Origin of the sequence: Sphaerospermopsis sp. LEGE 08334 (assembly GCF_015207205.1) — a bacterium.
Taxonomy (GTDB): domain Bacteria; phylum Cyanobacteriota; class Cyanobacteriia; order Cyanobacteriales; family Nostocaceae; genus Sphaerospermopsis.
In genome coordinates, this window is sequence record NZ_JADEXH010000036.1 from 36804 (window position 1) to 59538 (window position 22735).

22 protein-coding genes are annotated in these 22735 nt (G+C 37.1%); 9 read left to right on the top strand and 13 right to left on the bottom strand.

Annotated elements, in window-relative coordinates; all coding sequences use genetic code 11:
• The first annotated feature begins 22 nt into the window (after positions 1 to 22).
• The 4 genes from IQ237_RS19035 to minE all read left to right on the top strand — a co-directional run bounded on the left by IQ237_RS19035 (position 23) and on the right by minE (position 3865).
• Positions 23 to 1345 carry a four-carbon acid sugar kinase family protein gene (locus tag IQ237_RS19035; protein WP_194057985.1) on the top strand — a complete coding sequence of 441 codons (1323 nt, stop codon included), beginning with the start codon at positions 23 to 25 and terminating at the stop codon, positions 1343 to 1345.
• 133 nt (positions 1346 to 1478) lie between these two features.
• Complete coding sequence (minC, locus tag IQ237_RS19040; protein ID WP_194057987.1) at positions 1479 to 2585, top strand: septum site-determining protein MinC; 1107 nt, start codon at positions 1479 to 1481, stop codon at positions 2583 to 2585.
• A gap of 131 nt (positions 2586 to 2716) precedes the next feature.
• The gene (gene minD / locus IQ237_RS19045; RefSeq protein ID WP_194057989.1) at positions 2717 to 3523 is read left to right on the top strand and encodes a septum site-determining protein MinD; all 807 of its coding nucleotides are present in this window, start codon (positions 2717 to 2719) and stop codon (positions 3521 to 3523) included.
• Positions 3524 to 3559: 36 nt separating this feature from the next.
• Positions 3560 to 3865, top strand: coding sequence for a cell division topological specificity factor MinE (gene minE / locus IQ237_RS19050; RefSeq protein WP_194057991.1), 306 nt, complete (start codon positions 3560 to 3562; stop codon positions 3863 to 3865).
• Positions 3866 to 4810: 945 nt separating this feature from the next.
• Here the strand turns inward: minE and IQ237_RS19055 are convergent.
• Entirely contained in the window at positions 4811 to 5452 is a 642-nt protein-coding gene (locus IQ237_RS19055; RefSeq protein WP_194057993.1) for a DUF2182 domain-containing protein, read from the bottom strand.
• Here IQ237_RS19055 and IQ237_RS19060 point away from each other — a divergent pair.
• On the top strand, positions 5440 to 5583 hold the full coding sequence (locus tag IQ237_RS19060) for a hypothetical protein (protein ID WP_194057995.1): 144 nt from the start codon (positions 5440 to 5442) through the stop codon (positions 5581 to 5583). The genes IQ237_RS19055 and IQ237_RS19060 overlap by 13 nt on opposite strands.
• 43 nt (positions 5584 to 5626) lie before the next feature.
• Here the strand turns inward: IQ237_RS19060 and IQ237_RS19065 are convergent, their stop codons facing one another.
• The gene (locus IQ237_RS19065; protein WP_228020484.1) at positions 5627 to 7291 is read right to left on the bottom strand and encodes a tyrosinase family protein; all 1665 of its coding nucleotides are present in this window, start codon (positions 7289 to 7291) and stop codon (positions 5627 to 5629) included.
• A 1014-nt stretch (positions 7292 to 8305) separates the two neighbouring features.
• Positions 8306 to 9658, bottom strand: a complete 1353-nt coding sequence (locus IQ237_RS19070) for an N-acetylmuramoyl-L-alanine amidase (protein WP_194057999.1) — start codon at positions 9656 to 9658, stop codon at positions 8306 to 8308.
• Between the two features lie 159 nt (positions 9659 to 9817).
• On the opposite strand from IQ237_RS19070, the gene dnaG reads away from it, so the two are divergent.
• Positions 9818 to 11728 (top strand): DNA primase, encoded by a 1911-nt coding sequence (dnaG, locus tag IQ237_RS19075; protein WP_194058001.1) that lies wholly within the window; start codon positions 9818 to 9820, stop codon positions 11726 to 11728.
• Positions 11729 to 11776: 48 nt separating this feature from the next.
• The gene (locus IQ237_RS19080) at positions 11777 to 12385 is read left to right on the top strand and encodes a Uma2 family endonuclease (protein WP_194058003.1); all 609 of its coding nucleotides are present in this window, start codon (positions 11777 to 11779) and stop codon (positions 12383 to 12385) included.
• A 38-nt stretch (positions 12386 to 12423) separates the two neighbouring features.
• Here the strand turns inward: IQ237_RS19080 and IQ237_RS19085 are convergent, their stop codons facing one another.
• The 9 genes from IQ237_RS19085 to IQ237_RS19125 all read right to left on the bottom strand — a co-directional run bounded on the left by IQ237_RS19085 (position 12424) and on the right by IQ237_RS19125 (position 19252).
• A complete protein-coding gene (locus tag IQ237_RS19085) occupies positions 12424 to 13386 on the bottom strand; it encodes an acetamidase/formamidase family protein (protein WP_194058005.1) in 963 nt (320 codons plus the stop codon).
• An 88-nt stretch (positions 13387 to 13474) separates the two neighbouring features.
• Positions 13475 to 14263: a lipase family protein gene (locus tag IQ237_RS19090; protein ID WP_194058007.1), complete on the bottom strand. Its 789-nt coding sequence runs from the start codon at positions 14261 to 14263 to the stop codon at positions 13475 to 13477.
• A gap of 407 nt (positions 14264 to 14670) precedes the next feature.
• Complete coding sequence (gene ureG, locus IQ237_RS19095; RefSeq protein ID WP_194058039.1) at positions 14671 to 15267, bottom strand: urease accessory protein UreG; 597 nt, start codon at positions 15265 to 15267, stop codon at positions 14671 to 14673.
• 111 nt (positions 15268 to 15378) lie between these two features.
• On the bottom strand, positions 15379 to 16068 hold the full coding sequence (locus IQ237_RS19100; RefSeq protein WP_194058009.1) for an urease accessory protein UreF: 690 nt from the start codon (positions 16066 to 16068) through the stop codon (positions 15379 to 15381).
• Positions 16043 to 16501, bottom strand: a complete 459-nt coding sequence (ureE, locus tag IQ237_RS19105; protein ID WP_194058010.1) for an urease accessory protein UreE — start codon at positions 16499 to 16501, stop codon at positions 16043 to 16045. Before ureE ends, IQ237_RS19100 begins: the two co-directional genes overlap by 26 nt.
• 157 nt (positions 16502 to 16658) lie before the next feature.
• The gene (locus IQ237_RS19110; protein ID WP_194058012.1) at positions 16659 to 17000 is read right to left on the bottom strand and encodes a cupin domain-containing protein; all 342 of its coding nucleotides are present in this window, start codon (positions 16998 to 17000) and stop codon (positions 16659 to 16661) included.
• A gap of 91 nt (positions 17001 to 17091) precedes the next feature.
• Entirely contained in the window at positions 17092 to 17502 is a 411-nt protein-coding gene (locus IQ237_RS19115) for a hypothetical protein (protein ID WP_194058014.1), read from the bottom strand.
• A 41-nt stretch (positions 17503 to 17543) separates the two neighbouring features.
• On the bottom strand, positions 17544 to 18638 hold the full coding sequence (locus tag IQ237_RS19120; protein WP_194058016.1) for a type 1 glutamine amidotransferase domain-containing protein: 1095 nt from the start codon (positions 18636 to 18638) through the stop codon (positions 17544 to 17546).
• A 212-nt stretch (positions 18639 to 18850) separates the two neighbouring features.
• Positions 18851 to 19252 (bottom strand): DUF2267 domain-containing protein, encoded by a 402-nt coding sequence (locus tag IQ237_RS19125; RefSeq protein ID WP_096572398.1) that lies wholly within the window; start codon positions 19250 to 19252, stop codon positions 18851 to 18853.
• A gap of 387 nt (positions 19253 to 19639) precedes the next feature.
• Here IQ237_RS19125 and IQ237_RS19130 point away from each other — a divergent pair, with 387 nt between their 5' ends.
• A complete protein-coding gene (locus tag IQ237_RS19130) occupies positions 19640 to 20062 on the top strand; it encodes a DUF6335 family protein (protein WP_194058018.1) in 423 nt (140 codons plus the stop codon).
• 684 nt (positions 20063 to 20746) lie between these two features.
• Here IQ237_RS19130 and IQ237_RS19135 read toward each other — a convergent pair.
• Positions 20747 to 21643 (bottom strand): hypothetical protein, encoded by an 897-nt coding sequence (locus IQ237_RS19135; RefSeq protein ID WP_194058020.1) that lies wholly within the window; start codon positions 21641 to 21643, stop codon positions 20747 to 20749.
• A 593-nt stretch (positions 21644 to 22236) separates the two neighbouring features.
• Between IQ237_RS19135 and IQ237_RS19140 the strand changes: the two genes are divergently transcribed.
• Positions 22237 to 22725, top strand: a complete 489-nt coding sequence (locus IQ237_RS19140) for a hypothetical protein (protein WP_194058023.1) — start codon at positions 22237 to 22239, stop codon at positions 22723 to 22725.
• Positions 22726 to 22735 lie beyond the last annotated feature (10 nt).

Sequence of the window (22735 nt, forward strand, 5' to 3'; positions counted from 1 at the left end):
TTTACCACCATTAACATACTCCATGAATAACCAACCCAAAATAATCGTTTTAGATGATGATCCCACCGGTTCTCAAACCGTTCACAGTTGTTTGTTATTAATGCGCTGGGATGTGGAAACCTTGCGTTTAGGTTTAAAAGATGATGCTCCTATTTTCTTTATTTTAACCAACACGCGATCGCTTACCCCAGAAGATGCAGCAAATGTCACCAGAGAAGTTTGTCATAACCTGAAAATCGCCTTAGAAGCAGAAAACATCGAGGATTTTCTCGTAGTTAGTCGTTCTGACTCTACCTTACGCGGTCATTATCCCATAGAAACCGATGTCATTGCCGAAGAACTCGGACCTTTTGACGCTCATTTTCTCGTACCGGCATTTTTTGAAGGTGGTAGAATTACCCGCGACAGCATCCATTATTTAATTATTGATGGTGTACCCACCCCCGTACATGAAACAGAATTTGCTCGTGATTCTGTTTTTAGTTACAATTACAGCTACCTGCCCAAGTATGTAGAAGAAAAAACCAAAGGACGCATCAAGGAAGCTACTGTCACCAGATTTTTACTTGATGATATCCGTAAAGGATGCTTAGAAAGATTATTGCAACTGCATGATAACCAGTGTGGGGTAGTTGATGGAGAAATTCAAGCGGATCTTAACACCTTTGCGGTAGATATATTAACAGCCGCAAGTCAAGGTAAACGCTTTTTATTCCGTTCCGCTGCTAGTATATTAACAGCTTTAGCTGCTTTACCCCCCCAACCCATAGCTGCTGAAAATATGGCAGAATATGTGCGTGGTGGTAAACCGGGTGCAGTTATTGTTGGTTCTCATGTGAAAAAGACAACTCAACAGTTAGAATCACTGTTAACAGTTGCGGGAACGGTAGGGATAGAAGTTAATGTGGGAAGATTACTAGATGATGGAGTCAATGAATCTGCTAAACTGCTAACCGAGATTCTAGAACAAGTCCAGGGAGTACATAACGCTGGTAAAACACCAGTAGTTTATACTAGCCGTCAGGAATTGACTTTTAAAGATGTCAAAACTAGGTTAGACTTTGGGGCAAGAGTTTCGGCTTTACTAATGGATATTGTAAAGGGTTTACCAGCTGATATAGGATTTTTAATCAGCAAGGGGGGTATAACTTCTAATGATGTCTTGAGTACAGGTTTAAATTTAACTTCTGCTCGTTTATTAGGTCAAATTTTAGCCGGTTGTTCAATGGTAATTACACCATCTGATCATCCTCAGTTTCCTAATTTACCTGTGGTTTTATTTCCCGGTAATGTCGGTAATGCTGATGCCTTGGCTACAATTTATCAAAGATTGACTAATCAGTAATCAGTTATCAGTTATCAGGAGTCAGGAGTCAGGAGAATTTTAGATTTTAGATTTTAGATTAATTCATGAAATATAATCCAAAATCCAAAATCCAAAATAGAATCACCAATCACCAATCACCAATCAATTACGAATGAATTCTGATTCTAAGAAATCACCAAAAGATTTGGAAATGGAGTCAAATTCTGCACTTACCGATGCAGAATCAATCTCTATGAATAATCATAGAAAGGAAAAAAAAGCCAAACCTGTTGATAAAGAGGCAGATAGTAATGTAGATGTTAAAGATAGTGATTCTATCATTCCCACTGGAGAGCTAAATTCTGTTCTTGCCTATTTACAAGCTAATGCAGATGGGAAGGTAGATTCTAATTCTGAAGAAAAATCTCAAGAAAAATCTGAAGAGAAGAAAACAGAAACAACCAATTTTGAATTAATTGATCTGAACAGTGATGAGTTAGTATCAACAGGAAATAATAACAACAATAATATTCAAGTTCAATTAAAAACTGAGGAGGGAAGACTATTATTAATTTTGCCAACAGAATCTCAAGTAACGGCTTCCGATTTCAGCTCGTCCGAGATTTGGCAACAAATGAGACAGCGGCTCAATGGTAGCGATCGCCTACGTATACCTAACACTATAGTACATTTGGTAGCGAAAGACCGCTTATTAGACTCAAGACAACTGCAAGAACTGGCAGAAACTTTAAAGGAACTGCAACTAGAGTTAAAATCAGTTGCCACAAGTCGTAGACAAACAGCGATCGCCGCTTGTACATTAGGTTATTCTGTCGAACAAATCCAACTACAACCATCCTTCACCGCTGACGCTCAACCAAGTCCCAAACCTCTAGCAGATGCGCTCTATCTAGAAATGACAGTAAGATCAGGTGGAGAAATTCGCCATCCCGGCACTGTGATTATTTTGGGAGATATCAACCCTGGTGGTATTGTGGTTGCAGATGGTGATATTCTCGTTTGGGGGCGTTTGCGGGGGGTAGCTCATGCCGGCGCTGGGGGAAATCGTGATTGTCTAATTATGGCTTTGCAAATGGAACCAACCCAACTGCGAATCGCTGATGCAGTAGCTAGAGCGCCTGAAAAATCACTAACACATTTTTTCCCAGAAGTGGCACATATCACACCCGAAGGTATCCGTATTGCCAAAGCTACTGATTTTTCTCGCAGTCAGTTAAGCAAAATTAATCAAAGTCTCTATGGCAGGAATCAGGAGTAAAACCTGATAATGCTGGAAGTTTCATCATATATTGATGTGATCAGCGCCCCGTCTACTGCTATAACTATTTCTAAATATTCTCTAAATATTTAGTATTATTTCCACCAACCCTAATCGAGCGCATTGCTGTTATGAGTCGTATTATTGTAATTACCTCCGGTAAAGGAGGAGTGGGTAAAACCACGGTTTCCGCAAATCTGGGTATGGCTTTAGCCAAAATCGGGCGACAAGTGGCCTTAGTTGATGCGGATTTTGGTCTGAGAAATTTAGATTTGTTGCTAGGACTAGAAAACCGCATTGTCTACACAGCAGTAGAAGTATTAGCTAGAGAGTGTCGTTTAGATCAAGCTTTAGTCAAAGATAAACGACAACCGAATCTGGTACTGCTACCAGCAGCCCAAAATCGCACCAAAGACGCAGTAACACCAGACCAAATGAAACTGCTAGTAAATGCACTAGCGCAAAAATACCAATATGTAGTCATAGATAGTCCCGCAGGGATTGAAATGGGGTTTAAAAATGCGATCGCCCCAGCCAAAGAAGCACTCATTGTCACCACCCCCGAAATTTCCGCAGTTCGTGATGCTGACCGGGTAGTAGGATTATTAGAAGCCCAAGGTGTGAAAAAGATTCATTTAATCATCAACCGGATTAGACCGGCAATGGTACGGGCAAATGATATGATGTCTGTACAGGATGTTCAGGAACTTCTCGCCATTCCCTTAATCGGGGTAGTCCCTGATGACGAGCGTGTAATAGTCTCTACTAACCGAGGCGAACCCTTAGTATTATCGGAAACTCCTTCTTTGGCAGCCTCAGCCTTTGAAAACATTGCTCGTAGATTAGAAGGGGAAACTATTGAATTTCTTGATCTTGACTCCCCCAACGACAACTTATTTTCCCGGTTACGCAAGTTGTTACGGACAAAGATTGTTTAATTTTTTTTCAGTTCCCGCCTTATAACCTAGCCAGCAATGATTCTTGAACTTTTAGAAAAACTTTTTGTTCGCACACCAAACACCAGTCGCACCGAAGTTAAACGTCGTCTGCAAGTGGTTATAGCCCACGACCGAGCAGACTTAGATGCCCAAACCTTGGAAAAAATGCGCCAAGAAATCCTAGCAATTGTCTGTCGTTATGTAGAAATTGAAACAGATGGTTTGGAGTTTTCTTTAGAAAGCAACCAACGCACAACCGCATTAATCGCAAATTTACCTATTCGTCGTGTTAAGGAAAGCACTCCTGAATCCGAGGAAACAGAGACATCTATTGAGGTTTGATCTGTAGGTGGGTTAGGAGTGTAACTAAATTTGCACTGTAACCTACCTCTTGTCAGAATCAGGATTCTTCATTTTTTTAGTTTCAAGACTTGACAAGTCGCAAAATTTGTTGTACACTTATGTTATGAGTGGGAATCTGTGGAGCCAGATATAGTAAACTTTTAAATATTCAACATCGTTATTTTCACTCACATTCAAAAAATCCCCACTACCAATTTATCAATCACATCCTGAAAATCCTTTAATCCTGGTTATCCTGATTCTGACAATTAAACGCAGATGAACGCAGATAAACGCGGATGTTAAGTTTATGTTCTTAGTTAGATTTTTTAATGAACCGCAGAGGCGCAGAAAACACAGAGGAAAGAGGTTTTTTGGCGATCGCCTCCGGCACTGCGGCGCAATCGCACTTTATCAAAAATCCCTACTACTAATTTATCACTTACATCCTGTACATCCTTTAATCATGGTTATCCTGATTCTCACAAATTTAGTCTTGACAAGTCGAAATAATTATTTTACACTTATGTTATGAGTGGAAATCTGTGGGCGCATATATAGTAAAATTTTCAACTTCCAACATCGTCATTTTCATCCACATCAAAAAATCCCCACTACCAATTTATCAATCACATCCTGAAAATCCTTTAATCCTGGTTATCCTGATTCAGACAATATGCAAGCTTGGACACCCGACACCAGACTACAGAACAGCTAATAAAATGGAAGAAGTATATAATTCGTGATTAGGGTTTGCTGAATAAAGATAAAACCTTGATAAATTCTGGAAACCACTTATGTAATTTCTGGAGATGTCTATAAGACATCTCCGAAAAAGATGTAGGGACAATTCATGAATTGTCCCTACATCTTATGTTACCAGTGGTCTATTCTAGAGACGTTCTATATAACATCTCTACATTTTTGCATTAACTACACAATGAGTTAATCAATCGTCAATTTCTTTCTACGCCATAGTTGATAGTCACAAATAAGTTGTGACAGCTTGTACAGGATTTCTTCCTCAAAGGGAATCCGCCATTTTATAGGACGAACGGGACGGTATCGGTCAAACATTAGTATTAAAGTTACCACAGCCATAATCATCAGGTGTGTTTGTAAGACAGTTAGAGGTAAGAGCATTAAAGCCCAACAATTTCCTACACACCAAAGGCCATTAACCATCCCATAGCGCCAGCAGTCTAAATTAGCCGCTAGTCCAAAAGGTGAAAGGCGAGGAGTCCAATGGCAGTGGTTCAAGCAGGACTGCTTCCACGGGCTGGACTGCCAAAAAATAGCTAATACTAAAGCGACACCAGAAGCACCAAGCCATCCCTCGCCCACAAGAAACCTCAGCCCAGGGGCAACAAGCATTAATATCACACCTGCCAGAATCCAGATAGTGACATAGCCAATGAGAAACAAAACAATGGCAATCCAACGCCGCTGGGTTAAGCTACGTCCCCAAAGGTGACGGATTGGTTGGGCTAACGCAGGAGACATCATAGCAACCAACATCACCAGCCAATACAATACCATTATTGCCAGGGAGTGGAAAGAGAGGATACCATCTAGTGAGTGAATCATCTGGCTATGCCCGTGAACTGAGACAGCAATCATCCGTCCTGACATTACCTGATGAAGTTCTCCTGGTAGCAACATCACCCCCCAAGCAATCAGGGAAACTTTCACCAGCGTCGGTAGAGGAGGCTCACTAATAAATGATATGTAGCGACTTAATCTGATTCCCATTGCTTTGTCTTAAACCGTCTCACTATACAGGGCTACTTGCTCCACTTTTATATCATCGGGTGGAGTGTTGTCATTTAGTGGGATGAAAGAAACTTTAAGGGTTTTAAATTGCCGAAGTTGGAGTTTAGCAATGATATCGGTAATTTCAAAAACTTCTGTAACTCCTAATCCCCCACCTACGGATGCTTGGCGAACACCGAAAAAGCAGATACTACCCGCATACAGATCAGGATAATCAGTATGTGGAGCACCTGGAGGAAGATTAATATACACGTTAATTATCCTACCATCCTTGTCGCTGGTGATGTTCTCCAGACGCAGGAAAAACCTAACTTCGGAGGGAACAAAGGAGGCAGGAGGATCTATTTGAATGAATGTCGAAGTTCTGTTTTTTTCTTTTAATTCTAGCCCAGTGAGATTAGCGCCAATCATTTTAGCACCTTGTCCTGTACTCTTACTAGGAAGACCTTTTAGAGGATCTGAAATGTCATCATATTCATAACTGAGATTATACTGGTAATCTACTTGCAGTTTCAAGGTATTGACAACATCCTTTGGTCTGAACTCCCAGGTTTGTCCAGATGTCAAAGGTACCATAAAGCCACGTTCACCCGGACCATCGAGCCACTCTTTTTGTGTTCTGTTGAATGTTTTTATTGTTTGGTTGTCCGATTCGTTTTCTTTGGTTTCTTCTAGAAGAGGTCGCAAATATGGGTTTTTATGATTCGGATTACGGTTGACCCAAACTTCCCACAAGCGGTCAACATTGGCATGGTGCAACCAAAATAGAGGGTCAAGACCTGCGGTTACTGGGTCGGCCATCAGTCCACCACGTCGCTTGGTCTTCGGATCTTCACCGCCACCAACAAGACCATGAACGTTGTTATGTGGACTACTCTCAATTTTACCAAAGGTTGTAGCTTCATGGGAAAAATTGGTTTTTAAGCCTCCAAAACCAACTGAAGAGAGACTTGTTCCTATAAAATTGGGTTCAGTCAATACCTGTTCTAGACTTAGCGCTTGTGTTTTTAGCTGTTCATACTTTTTCTTTGCCTCTTCTTTATCTTGGTCGTTTGATGCGTTAGCAATTGTATTTGGAAACTCGATTAGTCGCCCGTACCGTTGTTCTATATACAGGGGATTGTCAGACCCATCTGGCATATACTTACTGGTAAATGCTGGTGGTATTCCTACTGCACGATGATCATTTAAATCTGCGGGGTTCCAGTAAGGTAAAGCCCAATCTGTCCAATGGTAAGTAAGTTTGATACCTTTCTTCTCGTCTGCAATCATGGCCTCTTTAATGGCTTCACGCACTATTGTTTCAAATGACAGCAAATAGCCACGATGCCAAGGTAAGAAGTACCAGCTTCCGTGCTGGCATTGTTTCCAGTAAAGGCTTTGTACCCAATAAGGTGGTAACTTTTCTCTCAAGGTCAGGAAGCCTTCAACGTGCCATAATACGGGATCAAAACCATGAATAGCAGCTAAAAATTCCCAGCTTGTGGGATCTGAAATTTCCTTGGATCGGAGGATTCTAACACCCCGGGCGTACCAGTACAAAACCGGATCATTGAAATTCCCACCTTTAGCCCATACATTTCTGCGAGTAAAAACCATAAAAATCCTTTTGGTGTTTGTTGAATTGTGAACTGCTATCTCAAACTTAGACAAAACTAGACTTCACCCTCTACCTCAATGAAAAATAAGAGCATGGGAGCGCCTATCCCTCAGTAGAATTTCACGCCTTAGTCAGACGCGATCAAATCATTGTTCTGATTCAATGATTGGTGAATATTCAGACAATTTCGTGCATTCACTAATAGGAAAGAATTAGCTAAAAATAGCCCGTGTTATCCCGTACTATTAGAACCTTAGATCGATGTAACAAGCACGCTATTTTTATCTATTATGACTTATGCAAGTATTACACCATAGAAACTTTTGTAATATGTGCTAGACGGCATAAATCATGTAAATAAACAGATTTTTGATATCTGATGCACCCTGTTAATGTGGCAGTTGCATAGGTCATGACTATAATAATAAGCACATTTGACGTAATGTCAATATTGAATATTGTTAATTTTAGTAAATTTAGCCAATTTTTCACTCATTGTAAGTAGGTAGGCGTGGAAATTTATCGTTGAGACAAGGCAAGAGTGAAGAGACTTTGAGGGATTGTACATTTTGTAACATACCTCGGTTTTTTCAAGCCGACTTACTTATTTTCAATTGTATATCAGTGACAAAATCACTTAAATAATAATTACATACTTTGCGATATAAATTATACTTGCTATGCTTCCATTTGGCGGCTGCCTTTGGTTTAATTTCTATTGCACTACAATAGTAACTATTAATACTTTATTTTAAGTATAATTACAGCTAATTTAGATGTGGTAATTCGTAATTGGAAACCAGTTATCATCCTCTGCTTCCCAAGTCGGGGATATTTTCAAACAGACAACTCAAAACCTGTTATATATGGCGCGGACAGATTTCTAAACATAAAATGACTATAGCAAAAACTCAGAACACTGTCAACCACCCTAGCTGAAATAACGAAAATTCGTTACATTATTGACTTCATTCTCAATAATGTTGAGAATAGACCACCCTTTATTGATAAAAATCTTTTTTCCAGAAGATCAAGAGAACGCAGATAAACTGATAACTGATAACTAATTAAATCAATCCTGCTGATTCATAAAGTCTTTTAAACAAGGCTTTAATTTTAGTTCCGTAATCTAAATCTGCGGACCATCTTCCTGATAGTTGATCAACAGAAGGAGCGACACCCCTAGTCACAAATCTAAAGCGAGGATCTACTTCTTGTTGTACTAAAGGTTCTAAACTAGCGTAGGCTTTTAAATGTTGAATATGCGCTCTCACTCCTATTCTGGCACTAGGAAAAGATGCTGCTTCTGAACCACCACCTATTGCTCCTAAACCAGCAAAGTTATTTTGTTGAGGTTTAATGTCTCCTCCAAAACGTAAAAAGCCGGTTTCTAAACACATTTGACAAAAGGCAAGATCATGATTTACGCCTTCCATGATCGCTTCTTCCCGATAAAGTTTAGGAATGTCAGGAAACTGCACTAGAGCGTTTTCATTGTTATTCCGCAAAAAGATTTGTAGCTGTACTTCTGTGGTATTTCCATTAGAAATAATTTGCTCAATGTGGGCAGGACAAATAGTTAAAATTGAACGGAGTTTAAGAGTACGAGTTGCACTATCCCAACTAATAGAAATATTAAAATCTCGCAGTTCGATAGCTTTGATATAAACTACGCGGCGATAAGTAACACGGTTAACATTAGGCGATCTTGATAAATCAATCCGTAACCGATCTACTAAGTCAATGGGAATATAGGAATTACCATTAATTAATACCCCTTGTTCTGGATAATTTTGCCCATTGATGTTAATATTAATTGGTGGATAATTTGGTTCTACAGGAGTTCCCGGATTTGGATCAACTCCTCGACTCCAGGCTATTAATCCGTCAACAATTCCTAATGCAAAATCACGACGACGAGTTTGTAATAAATTGCGATCGTCTGGACTGCTGAGAAAGCCTACTTGCATAACTAAAGCCGGTAGAGTAGTGCGGCGACAGAATTGTAAACTACCGAAGCCGCTGTCTGTATCTGGTCTGACTCCGCGATTAGGTAATTGAGGTACACGACGCAACAATCCCATGAGTAACGTTTCTGCATTTTGCTTGCGTTGATTGTTGCTGGCAATATAGTAAACACTAGCACCTCTAACCGTAGGACTACTAGCAGCATCAGCTTCAATTTCTAAGGCGACATCAGTAGAACGAGCGCGAGAATTAATCCAGGTAATAGTTTGGGCAGCACTTAAATCATCTGGAACAGCTAAAACTTCCACACTACGCGCCCGCAGTTCTGTTACAATTAAATCCCGTAACAGAATCATTTCTCTGGCTTCAGTTGTACCACCTGCGATCGCACCAGGATCAATTCCGCCAGCTTCCCTACCTCCATGCGCGGCCGAAATAAAAATACGTCCCATTTTTAATTATTCCCGTTGTTAAGCTCCAGCACTATGCAATTTTAGCGATTATTTTGGGTTTGGGATCAAGAATTATAATAAGGCAGGAGGCAGAAGGCAGGAGGCAGGAGGCAGAAGGTAAATATTTCTCCCCAATCACCAATCACCAATCACCCAAAAATGCAAATCCCCCGTTTACATCCAGATACAATAGAAGAAGTTAAACACCGGGCTGATATTGTTGATGTTGTCTCAGATAACGTAGTTTTACGTAGACGAGGCAAAGATTTTGTCGGGTTATGTCCTTTTCATGATGAAAAAACCCCTAGTTTTACGGTTAGTCCAAGCAAGCAGATGTATTATTGCTTTGGTTGTCAAGCTGCGGGTAATGCCATTAAGTTTGTCATGGATTTGAATAAACGACATTTTGCAGAAGTCGTTTTAGATTTAGCAAAACGTTATCAAGTACCTGTTAAAACTTTAGCACCTGAACAAAGACAAGAATTACAACGTCAGATATCTTTACGTGAGCAATTATATGAAATTTTAGCATCTACAGCCCAATTTTATCAACACGCTTTAAGGCAAAATTTGGGTCAAAAAGCGATGCAATATTTACAGGAAAATCGGCAATTTAAAATAGAAACAATTCAACAATTTGGTTTAGGTTATGCTCCCCCTGGTTGGGAAACTTTATATCGTTATTTGGTGGATAATAAAAATTATCCTGTGCAGTTGGTAGAAAAAGCTGGTTTAATTAAACCGAGAAAAGAAGGGGGAGGTTGTTATGATGTATTTCGAGATAGGTTAATGATTCCTATTCGGGATGTTCAAGGAAGAGTAATTGCTTTTGGTGGCAGAACTTTAACAGATGAACAACCAAAATATTTAAATTCACCGGAAACCGAATTATTTAGTAAAGGTAAAACTTTATTTGCTTTAGATCAAGCCAAAGATGGTATTTCTAAATCCGATCAAGGGGTAGTTGTAGAGGGATATTTTGATGCGATCGCCCTTCATGCAGCAGGAATTAATAACGTCGTTGCATCCCTGGGTACAGCATTAAGTATAGAACAAGTGCGGCTATTATTGCGTTACTCAGATTCCAAACAATTAATACTTAATTTTGATGCAGATAAAGCTGGAATTAATGCCGCAGAAAGAGCTATTGGTGAAATTGCCACCTTAGCATATAAAGGCGAAGTACAGTTAAAAATTCTCAACATTCCCGACGGTAAAGATGCGGATGAATATTTGCATAGTCATACAGCAGCAGATTATCAGCAACTATTAGCAAATGCACCACTGTGGTTAAATTGGCAAATAGAGGAAATTATTAAAGATAGAGACTTAAAACAAGCTACTGATTTTCAAATCGTTACAAAAGAAATAGTTAAACTCTTGCAGAAAATCGTTAATAGTGATACACTTAATTATTATATTTCCTACTGTGCAGAAATACTCAGCTTAGGTGACACTAGATTAATACCCCTAAGAGTTGAGAACCTACTAACTCAAATTGCACCTGCTAGTGTGCAAACTCCACCTTTGCGTTTACGCAAACCAGAGTCAAAAACGCCAAAGCTATCTCTAGTAACCACTGAACGCAGTTTATTAGAACAAGCGGAGGCGTTATTATTGCGGATATTTTTACATTGTGCTGAACAACGTCAAGTAATATTTGAGGAATTAGAAGAAAGAAATTTAGAATTTAGTCTTTCTCATCATCGCTTTTTGTGGCAACAAAGTTTAGAATTTCCCTTACAAGAACTTGATTTAATTTCTAAATTACAAAATCGGTATTTAGAATTGGAAGAAGATTTAAAAATAGTATCTCATGTATTTCATTTAAACGAGAAAAACAAAACAGAAATATTAAGAACTCCCCAAGTTGTACAAGCAACCTTAGCTTGTATGGAACGAGTGTTAAGAGAAAAACGTTATCGTCATTTTATGGAACTGTGGAAAAAAATTGATCCACAAGCAGAACCAGATAAATATAAATCTTATGCAGATGCTATATATGCTGATAAAATGCGGATACAAGAATTAGATAAACAAAGACAATTTCCCATTTCCGAATTATTTTAATCGTGTAAATCTTGAAATCGTGAAATTATCATTGAGACAAATAAACCTATGAAACTACAAACAACTATCCAAGAAATCAAAACTGTTAAAGCCTACTATACCCCAGAAGAATATTTAGAACTGGAAGAAAAATCAGAGTACAAAAATGAATATAGAGATGGAGAAATTATACCAATGACTGGCGGAACAACAAATCATAATAAACTGGCATTAAATTTAGCAACTAGCCTGAATTTAGCGTTAGATGATTTAGACTATGAAGTTTATATTGGAGATGTAAAACTGTGGATACCACGTTATAGAGAATTTACTTATCCTGATGTTATGGTGATAGAAGGTGAACCTATTTATTATAGTACAAACACCACAATTGTCACCAATCCTTTATTAATTGCCGAAGTCTTATCTAAATCTACAAAAGACTATGATCGGGGTGATAAATTTCTTTATTATCGTTCAATTCCCGAATTTAAAGAATATATTTTGATTGATCAATATAAATATTATGTAATGCAATATGTGAAAAATAATGAAAATCAATGGCTTTTGACAGAGTATGAAACAGAAGATGCTATTTTCAAACTTGCATCAATTAACCTTGAATTATCTTTAAAACAACTGTATAAAAAAAATAACTTTTTGGAACAAATAGAGTAAAATTATCAATTATCAATTATCAATTATTGAATATTCACCTATAAACTGAGCTTGGGTAAAATAGATTTAGATAACATTCCATGAACCCCTTTTTGTGGACTATTCACCACTTGAGTAATATGAAAATTTACCGCTAAACTACATAAAACATAAGCATCTTCTGGTGATAAATTGGCAAAACGTTCTAGAAAATCAATCATATTTTTTAACGCCACTTCCAAAGCATCATCTAATGTTTCTGCAAAACCCATTGTGATGAAATCTGTAGGAGTTTCCGCTATGGGTGTTGTTAGTTGTAAATCTTTACGTAATATGAGTTTAATTCTACCATTCATAGATGTTTCAATAGCAGTTACATTCACTTCCCCATCTCCTTGTGCAGAATGTCCATCACCAAGAGAAAATAATGCACCAGGAACATATATTGGTAAAAATAATTTTGCACCTGCTTGTAATTGACGGTTATCAATATTCCCTCCATAAGCACCTGGAGGTATAGAATTGCGGTTATTTTCTGGGGTAGCAACTCCTAAAATGCCAAAAAAAGGTGTGAGGGGAATTTTGATATTTGAACCGGGTGGAAATTCGGCCAAATTATTTTTTAAATCGAGGGTAATAAATCTTAACGCAGGTTGAAAAAACTGCTGTGGTAATGCTCCCCAACCTGCACGAATAGTGTTAAAACCAACAGGTAAACGCGGTGAAATTGACTCTAATTGTACTTCTAAAACATCTCCTGGTTGTGCATTGTGGATGTAAATTGGTCCGGTGAGTAAATGGGGTCCGGGTGCTATTTTGCGTTCTGGTGGTAAATTTTCACAGATATCAATAAATTCTGGTGTGAGAAATTCTGAAGGTGCTTTCTCGTAAACGTAATAACCTGTGTATGTTTCTATGTCTATTGTGTCATGGGAATCAACAAATAATACTGGTTTTAAGAGGTGAGAAAAGCCACCTAAATGTACAGTTTCTTTGGTAGCTTGTAAAATGTGGTGAGTCATTTTTGCAGATGCTGATGGCTGAATAAACAATTATCAATTGACAATTGACAATTGTCAATTGATAACAGGTTATTTTGAATTTTCAGAATTAGTTCAGTGTTTTTGCTAGCAACCTAATATAATTGCGGATATCATGATCTTTCACTCGTGCAGAAATGAAGTTGAAACTAAACCAAGGTCCTAGTCGTAATTGTTGATCTACATGACCATATCTTCCTTGCCACCATCTGGGTAATGCAGGTACTATATCCATGCCATAAATAAAGCGATAAGTGTTAGGAACTCTCTGATTATAAGATTGACAAAATTTCTTATTGCCTACTTTGGGCGAGCCAAATGTATAGACTTCTAAGGAAGATAATTGAGGGTGAAAATTATATTGAATATCTACACCACATAAGGTTGCTAATGCTCCTCCTAAACTATGGCCTGTGACAATGATATTAGCAGTCTGATTATCTTTGATATATTGATGAATCTGATCTCTAACGGAAAGGTAAGCATTGCTAAAACCAGAATGCATGAGTGGTCCAGAGTTGTTGCCTTTTTTATATGGGTAAATCTGCTCGGTTTTGGCAACAATTTGTTGTTGAATTATTTTCTCATCAAATTCTTTATTTTTCTTCTGTTGATCAATGTCTTTACTTATCTTGCCAGTATCGAAGTTATATCGCCAGTCCATTCTTGATTCAGTACCACGAAAAACTATAGTTACTGCTGAGGAATCTGCTAAAATTGCCAATTGAGTATCGGTAGTTTTGTCGCTAATCAAAATTGGTTTTTCAGTCCAGCCGCTAAAGGCTATTTTAGAGAAGTCTTGATAAATTTCTTGACAGCACACTGCCATTTTCACTGCTTTGGAATAATCGACTGTCATCACTAAGTCCTCATCAAAAATTTTGAGTAATATTAATATTTTGACCAATATTCAGATGTTCTAGAACACCAATTCATTAATCGTAAGGGCGTTCGCGTAGCGTGCCGGAGGCATAACATTCGGACAGAATATGAACTGGTTTCAGCTATAGGTTATCACCCGAATGCTTCGCCCCTACAAGGTAAAAACAGATTACCTAGCATTACTGAATCGAAGTTCTAGGAAACATCTATGTATTATTGGTGATTTGACGGATATCATAGCATTGTTTATTTACAAACGACTAGAATGCAGCAAAATATAAAAAAATATAAATTTATATTACAAAAATACCTATCATACTCAGATCCCCGACTTCTTTAAGAAGTTGGGGATCTAAAAGTAAAAAAAATATAAAATTTCCAAATTTAGCAGATTTGTGTGCTAATGAATTGAATCACATCCGCTAAACCGGTTTTGGTTTTTAAGTTAGTGAAAATAAAGGGTTTATCTCCACGCATTTTTTTTGCATCTCTTTCCATGACGTTTAAATCTGCTCCAACGAATGGTGCAAGATCAATTTTATTAATGACTAATAAATCTGATTTAGTGATACCTGGACCACCTTTGCGGGGAATTTTATCCCCAGCAGCAACGTCTATGACATATATTGTTAAATCAACTAATTCAGGACTAAAGGTAGCGGCTAAATTATCACCACCACTTTCTAAAAAAACTAAATCTAAATCTATAAATTTTTCTTCTAGTTGTTCAATTGCAGCTAAATTCATGGAAGCATCTTCACGAATAGCAGTATGGGGACAACCTCCTGTTTCTACTCCTAAAATGCGATCGCTCTCCAATGCTTGAGAACGCACTAAAAATTGTGCATCTTCTTGAGTGTAAATATCATTGGTAACAACCGCTAATTTATATTTTTCTCGCAGTGCTTTACACAAAGCATCTACTAAAGCTGTTTTTCCAGAACCTACGGGTCCAGCTACCCCAACTCGAAAAGCATTCATAGAATTAGTCATTAGTTATTAGTTATTAGTTATTAGTCATTAGTCATTAGTTATTGGGAATAGAGATAACAGATAACTGTCACCTGTCACCTGTCACCTGTCACCTCTCCCCTAACTTCTAAATAACCTTGTATATTGAGTTTCATGCTGCATACTAGCTAGGGATAAACCCCAACTACAACAAACTAAATTATCATCTTCTAAGGTGAGAATTTCTGACATTGTAATATTTAATAATGTTTGCAATTCTAATAATAATTCTTGTCCAGCAGTTTGACCAAGGGGAATGAGTTTGACTCCAGCGGTAATTAAATTATTTGCCCAACTATGCAGATATGCTAATAATGCCGCATCAGTGTTAATTTGCCAATGAGCGCAAGCAATACCAAAGGCGATCGCATAATTGCAAGGATAACCCACAGCGGTAGCTAATGGTAAAGTTTCTGGTGCAAGTTTACTTAATAATTGGATGAGCGATCGCCCCATTTGCCAACTACCAGCGCGTAATTCTTCTGTATCTCTCACCGCAGATAACCACAAATTCCATCGTTTTAAATCTGCTAAATTTCCCATTTTTGCAGCTTCTAAACCTCTAATCATCACAGATACATCTATGCGAATTGACCCATAATTCAACTCAGCTTCTAACCAATTTTTTAAGCTATTACTATTATTAATAGTACCATTTTCTACCAACATTTCCAAACCTTCAGAATAGCTATAAGCTCCCACAGGTAAAGCCGGACTAGCTAACTGTAAAATAGATAAAAAATGACTATGAGTGAGAGTGATGGTGTCCATAAGCTCCTCCATAAGCGCCTAATTCTGGTTGAAAAGGTACAACTTCTTCCTTAATTTCTAACCCTAACTTTTCTAACATTGTGCGTAAAACTGAATCGGGAGATAAGCGTAAATAATTAGGAGTAATTTCCACAGGTACATGACGATTACCCAAATGATAAGCTGCTCTTAATAAGAGTAAAGGTGTGTGTGCAACCACAGTCAAAACAGGTTCAGGTTTAGCAATAATTCTGATGAAATTGTTTTGATTTTCATCAGTGAGAAGATCATCATTATGTAAAACGGTACCTCTCGGTAAACGCAAAAAAACCTCCTTTCCATCTGTTAATGTAAATTTGTGACGGCTACGGGTGCGTTCTTCAGCGGTAAGTGGAAGAGTTAAATTAACGATAGCATTAATATCAGGAGGTTTAACTTTAGTTAAATTCAACATGATGAAAACAATAAATTATAGATATCTTGGTAAATTTTCAGAAATGATATTACAACAAAACAACAAAAATATCAATAATCTGCAAAAATAAATCCCCAACCTTTCACAGAAGTCGGGGATCTACATCCTACACCTTTGATATTTTTATCTTTTATATTTAATTTTCATCCCTAGCATGAATTTGAGCCGGGGGACTCGTCGCTTCAACTGCTGTAAATGGTTGCAGAATTCTATAAGAATGAATTGCACCTTTTGGTACAACCCAAGAACTACCTTTTTCTAGTAAAATTGTCTGCCCAGAAATATCTAATTCTGCTTGTCCATCAATTACATAACCAACAGTTTCATATTCCCGTTGAGTTGGTACTTTTTCCTCACCTGGTTCTTCATTTTCCCATAGTCGCATCGAAACAGTTTTTCCCGATGCCAAATACTTTTGACCAAGTTTACCTGTGGGAGAATAGGCAGAATCTACTTTTTTAACACTTGTATCACTCATAATATTTTAGACCGCAAACAGCATTAAATTTGAAGTATTTTGAACTTTAATGAAGACAGGAGTGAGGACTCCTAACTCATCACATCTTGCTTTATCTCTTGTCTCTCAATATTCTTTCTGGTGGTATATTCTCTTGATAATAACCTGGTTTATCACCAGTAATTGGCTCTAAACTTTTGTCAATATTTGTGCGTACATCTTCTAAAAACTGTCTGGTAGATTCAGGAATAGGTTCATCAAGATTGAGTTTTTCTCTAATATTATCAGCAGTTTCTTGAAGTTGTCTTTGAGTATTTTCTAGGGGCTGCTCATTTCTGATTGCTTCTTGATCAGGAGTACCTTTATAATAAGTACCTTCTGGAGTTATCACGGTATCAGCTTGTGCTAATAGCATAGCATTACTAGAGCTAAAAGCTTGGAAACCAAAAAAGGCAAATACCACAAAAGAGATGACTAGCAGACGTAAAATTAGACGTTGAAAACTCTTAAAAAGACGATTCATAATTATCCTTGCTAATAGGGTTTTTGTTGAATACTAAATCCTTAGACAACAGCAGCACTAGAAGTAGGTTTAGGAGGCTTAATACCAGCGGCAATTCGTGAACGATATAGTTCAACTAATCGCTGTTCATATTTACCTAAATCATTGTGAATTTCTTTAAAAATTGCCGTTGCTACTGGGTCAGTATACATTGCCGACAAATGGCTAACATCACCAATACCTGTTTGTACATCACCCAATGCACAACGAATTTGATAGATATCATCACTACCAGTCAATGCAGATTTTACCTTAGCATATTGATTAGCAATATTAGCGCCAAAAGATGGTTTTTCATGTAATCTATGCAGATAAGTTTCCAGTTTTTGAATGTGACTTTGCTTATTAATTATCATTTCTTGAAACAGGTTTTTTACCTCCTGTTCAGATTCTTTTTCTAGATACTTTTCTAGAGCTTCTAAAGAATAACGTTCTCCACCTAAAGCAATATTTAAACCTTTAACAATTTCATTCTTGGTTGAACCACCCCAAGCATCAGCTAATTTCCACCATTCTACACTTGTGTCTTTTTCATCAGGCAAATTAGCATCTTTACCACCATAACCTAAACGTTTTAAAAGTGCAGTTGTAAAAATTGCCAAGTCTCCAGGTTCACGAGATGTAATCAAATTACCATCCACAACTACAGGCTCATCTATATAATTTGCTCCTGCATTGCTGATGTCTTTACGAATAGCAGTAAACCCAGTTACTTGTTTACCTTTGAGTAAATCACCTTCAATTAAAACCTGTGGTCCATGACATATTGCGGCTATTAATTTACCTTGTTTCATGGCTTCCCGCACAAAGCAAACTGTGTGACAATTACGCCGCATTTTATCAGGAGCCATACCCCCAGGAATAACCACTGCTGCAAATTCATCAACTATAGCTTCTGTTGTTGTTCCATCAGCTTGTACGCTCAGTTTTCCCCTTTTACCCTTATATTTTTCATTCATCCTTGAACCCAAAACTACTACATCCATTCCCGCTTGTTTGAGTGCGTGACAAGGAATTATAAATTCTAAATCTTCTACTGCTTGTTCAACGAGAATAGCAACTTTTTTCTGACTAGAATGATGATTATTGTTGATCATTGGTTTTCTTTCCCTGGTTAATTATCAAATTAAACTTGTTAAACTTTTCTCATCTATTTGATCTCTAATTACAGCACTTTCTGGTGTAATGAGGTACACTATTGGCGAGCAAGACTTGTACTGAGCTTGTCGAAGTATGCCCACCCCACAAGAGTTTTATGATCGTGTTTTGTAAGTTTTGTACCTCTTATAAATGAAATCTGCTGTAACTGTTATGCTGGCATTTCACTGGTTGATGAAGTGGCAAATAATTCCTCATAATCATGGGTAAAATAAGCATGAAATTTCTTGAATTTCTCTGGAGTTACCGCATTTTGTAAAACCGCAAAAACTGCCCGCACGTGCATTGCTGCTGTAGTTGGTTCTATATTTTCTTTCTGACTAGCACGCTCAATAAACTCTTGCAGATGAAAAGATTGACTAGCTTCTGTTTCTCTACCACGTAAATATTTACCTAATTCTGGTGGTATTTGTGCAGCTAATTCTTGTGCTTCATCCTTAGGAATCAGTTCTCTCACTGTTTCTAATGTCGCACGAGTAGCAACTTCTGCTTCTTCACGGGAATTTGATTGAGCTAGACTTTGTACATGGGTAATAAACTCTGTATATTCCATTTTTTAATCTCCTCTATTTATTAAATCTGAAAATAATTTTTTACCAATTACATTACTAAACTAATTGCTAGTTATAATTGCTAATGATTTACCACCTACTAGATTAATACTTCATAGATTGCTTCACTTCGTTCTCAAGGGATATATTTTTTATAACTAAAGTTATAAATCTTTAGTTAGATAAATATATTTGGTTAAAAGTTATAATGAAAACGTTAAGCATTCAGCCATCAGCCATGTAGCTGAAATATTGAAATACAAAGAGTGAAAATAAACAGATGCAGATAACGTTTCTGAAATTACAATTTCTGAATCTTTGTTATTGCAGCAAAAAGCTGATTACTGATAGCTGAATAATTACTAAAAATGCAGCAAGTGGCTATTATCATGACAAAAAAACGAAAAAAACAGGAAAATAAAACGGATGATTTGCCACAGGGAATTACTGAATCCTATGGTACAGGCGTAAAAAACTTACCGGGATATAATATTGGTGAGCGATCGCTGTGGGAAAATAGACAAGAGTATACAGAAAATAGTCCTGAATTTCCTGCTGAATACCCTATTGCGGGTGATGAAGTTGATAGTTATTGGCAAGATACGGTAGGAGATGAAGCTGTGGGTGGTACTGTTGCTACTCCTGAAAAAAATGTAACGGAGGAATTAGAAACAGCAGTAGGTTTAGAAATGAATGATTATGCTTTTCTTCGCACCAACGATATTTTAGAACATCGTGATGATGCACGTTGGGAACTAGATCCGAAATCTTCTGAAGATTATGAACAACGACGAGATGAAAATAATTCATAATCATTTAGGAGTCAGGAGTCGGAGGAGAATTGAAAAAACGGAATTTTTGCCTTTTTCCCCTGGAAAGGGAAGATTTTAAACCTTTAATAAAAAATTGTCAATTTTCAATTGATAAACAGATAAACACAGAGTAAACACTATGCTTGTTACTCTGTGTTTTTTATTTTGGTGATTGGCGCAGCTGCACCCATCGTCACGCCCTTTGCTTCTTGTCTGCTAATTTAAAGCGATTTAAATTAGTTCTCATCTGTCCTGAGACTGGTTTAAATTTAGGGTTTTTTGATTAGGATTCTGCCTTTTTATAGTGTTTGCCGTCAGTGATTATTTTTTCATATAAATGCCAACATTTGTAGTCACATTTCAAGTTTTATATATCGAATTTTACCATGTAGATTTAATGACCCATACCTCATAAATTACCAGGAACTTCCAATTCAAGCTACAAAACAATCATGTAAATAATATAGCTTGTTTTTAGAGGATGTCTGAAAACTTTTTCGTGTGGGATCCAACATTTGTAGATACCCTTAAATCCCTCTTTTAAAGGGAGACCTTTATTGATTTTCCCCCCTTAATAAGGAACATTGACCTCATCTCAGAAAGGGTAAAGAGTAAAGGTGTTATTACTCCTTACCCTTTCAACCTTATTTGTTACCCAAAAGTTTGAGGTTAAATTTAATTCAACTAATTCAAAAACTGATTAGATGAAATATAATCCTGTTGACAATATTCCTGAGTTGGGGTTACAGAAACCACTTCCACCTCAACAGGTTTTTCTGGTGTGGGGTTAATAATAAATTCACTGGGACCTACATGGGGTTTTTGTGGATTTCCCCAATCATAGGTATAACCTAAACCAGACCAAGGATAATATTCTTTTTTCGCATTGCTGAAAGAATTGGTGTATATTGTCTTAATTACAGGACTGCTATCTGGTACTGGTAAAGGTAAAATATTACAACTAGCATCGTCAATTTCTGGATCAATACATGGTCTGATTAAATCTTCTGCTTTTACCCACATTTCCACAAAATGGGTTTTGCTAGAATATTTGTTTAAAATCAATCCCAAATATTGCTGTAACCTTAGTGAAAGTTCAATTTTATCAGGAATATTGGCATCTATGGCTTGATATTGCTGGCAAAATTCTTTAACTTGTGGTACTGCTGTAAACCATGTTTGATAAGCCAGTTGTTTTTTTGCACCTATTGGCCAATCTACACTGGGGTTACTCACATATCTCCAAGTTGACATTAAATATTCAATTTTGCCATTATTTTCTCTCCATTTAATTCTAGGGTTACTGGGAGATAATGCCCACAGATCACTCACTACTTCATCTGCTAACGGCTGTTTTGCATCTTCAACAGCATCTGCTAATGTCTTGCTCAAAACATTATAAGTTTCTGGTTGATATTGCAATAGATACTCATAAACATTGACAGGTAATTCTGCTTGGGCTAATTGTGCATTTAGTATTTGTGTACTATTGCTTGCAGCTAAAGCCCGCTGTGACCATCCGAATAATAAGAAAACACAACATAATAAGCCTAGCAAAAATCGTTGTTGCCAATTCTTCATGGTAAATAACCTAGTAGTGTTTATTGCTGTTGGAAAGTAATACTAGGTCAGATTTTATAATTATTTTTTACGAAATAACCAACAGTGTTTATTTTTTTTAACTAAAGATTTATGTATAAATAGGTAGGCGTTGAAATTTATCGTTGTGGCAAGGCAGAAGGCAGAAGGCAGGAGGGATGAGGTTTTTATTTTTAGGCATTTTACATTTTGTTACATAACTTGTTTTTTTCATGCCGACTTACTTAAATCCACAGCCTGAAGTACATTAGACATCTCCGAAAATTAAATATGCGTAACCTGAAACCCTTGGTAGGGACAATTCATGAATTGTCCCTACATCTTTTTCGGAGAGGTATCTTAAAGCTGATAGCTGAATACTTACGATTTATCTTCACCAGATTTAGCACAAGTTTTTGTTTTTTAATTCTTCTTATTATTTGGTAATAAAACTTAAAAAAACAACAAAAATTAATTCAAAAAACATTATAAAAATGTTGCATATAGTCTTGTTTGTAACAGTTAATTTATATTTGTTGTCAAAATGGTTTTCTTAGTTAGAAACTAGAAATAGATTTAACAAAGCAATTATTGTTATGAACACTATTTCTAACCTGCAATTAAAACGCTCAACTTGGCAAACCGCCACTCTGTTGACTTTGGGCTTTTGGCTCAGTTCTAGTCTAGTATTAGATTGGGTAATTATGCCTAGTCTTTACATTACTGGCATGATGAAGGAAGCGAATTTTACCACTGCTGGATATGCAATTTTTTGGAATTTTAACCGCTTAGAATTACTAGCTGCTGCTGTTGTCTTGACATCTGTGCTGGTTATTGGCAAGACTAAATCTAATTGGTGTTTGGGAAGTATATTTTTATCTTGCTTGCTGTTAACAATAGCTTTGCTGGATACCTATTTTCTAACTCCGCAAATGTGCGCTTTGGGTAGTGATTTAAGTCTATTTGCTAGTGCAGGTGGTGTTCCCTACAGTATGAATTTACTGCATGGTAGTTACTTTATGATGGAAGTTTTGAAAATATTAGCGTCTGGGGTGCTGTTAAATCGTTGTTGGAAAGAAGCTTAGAGGATGTTTG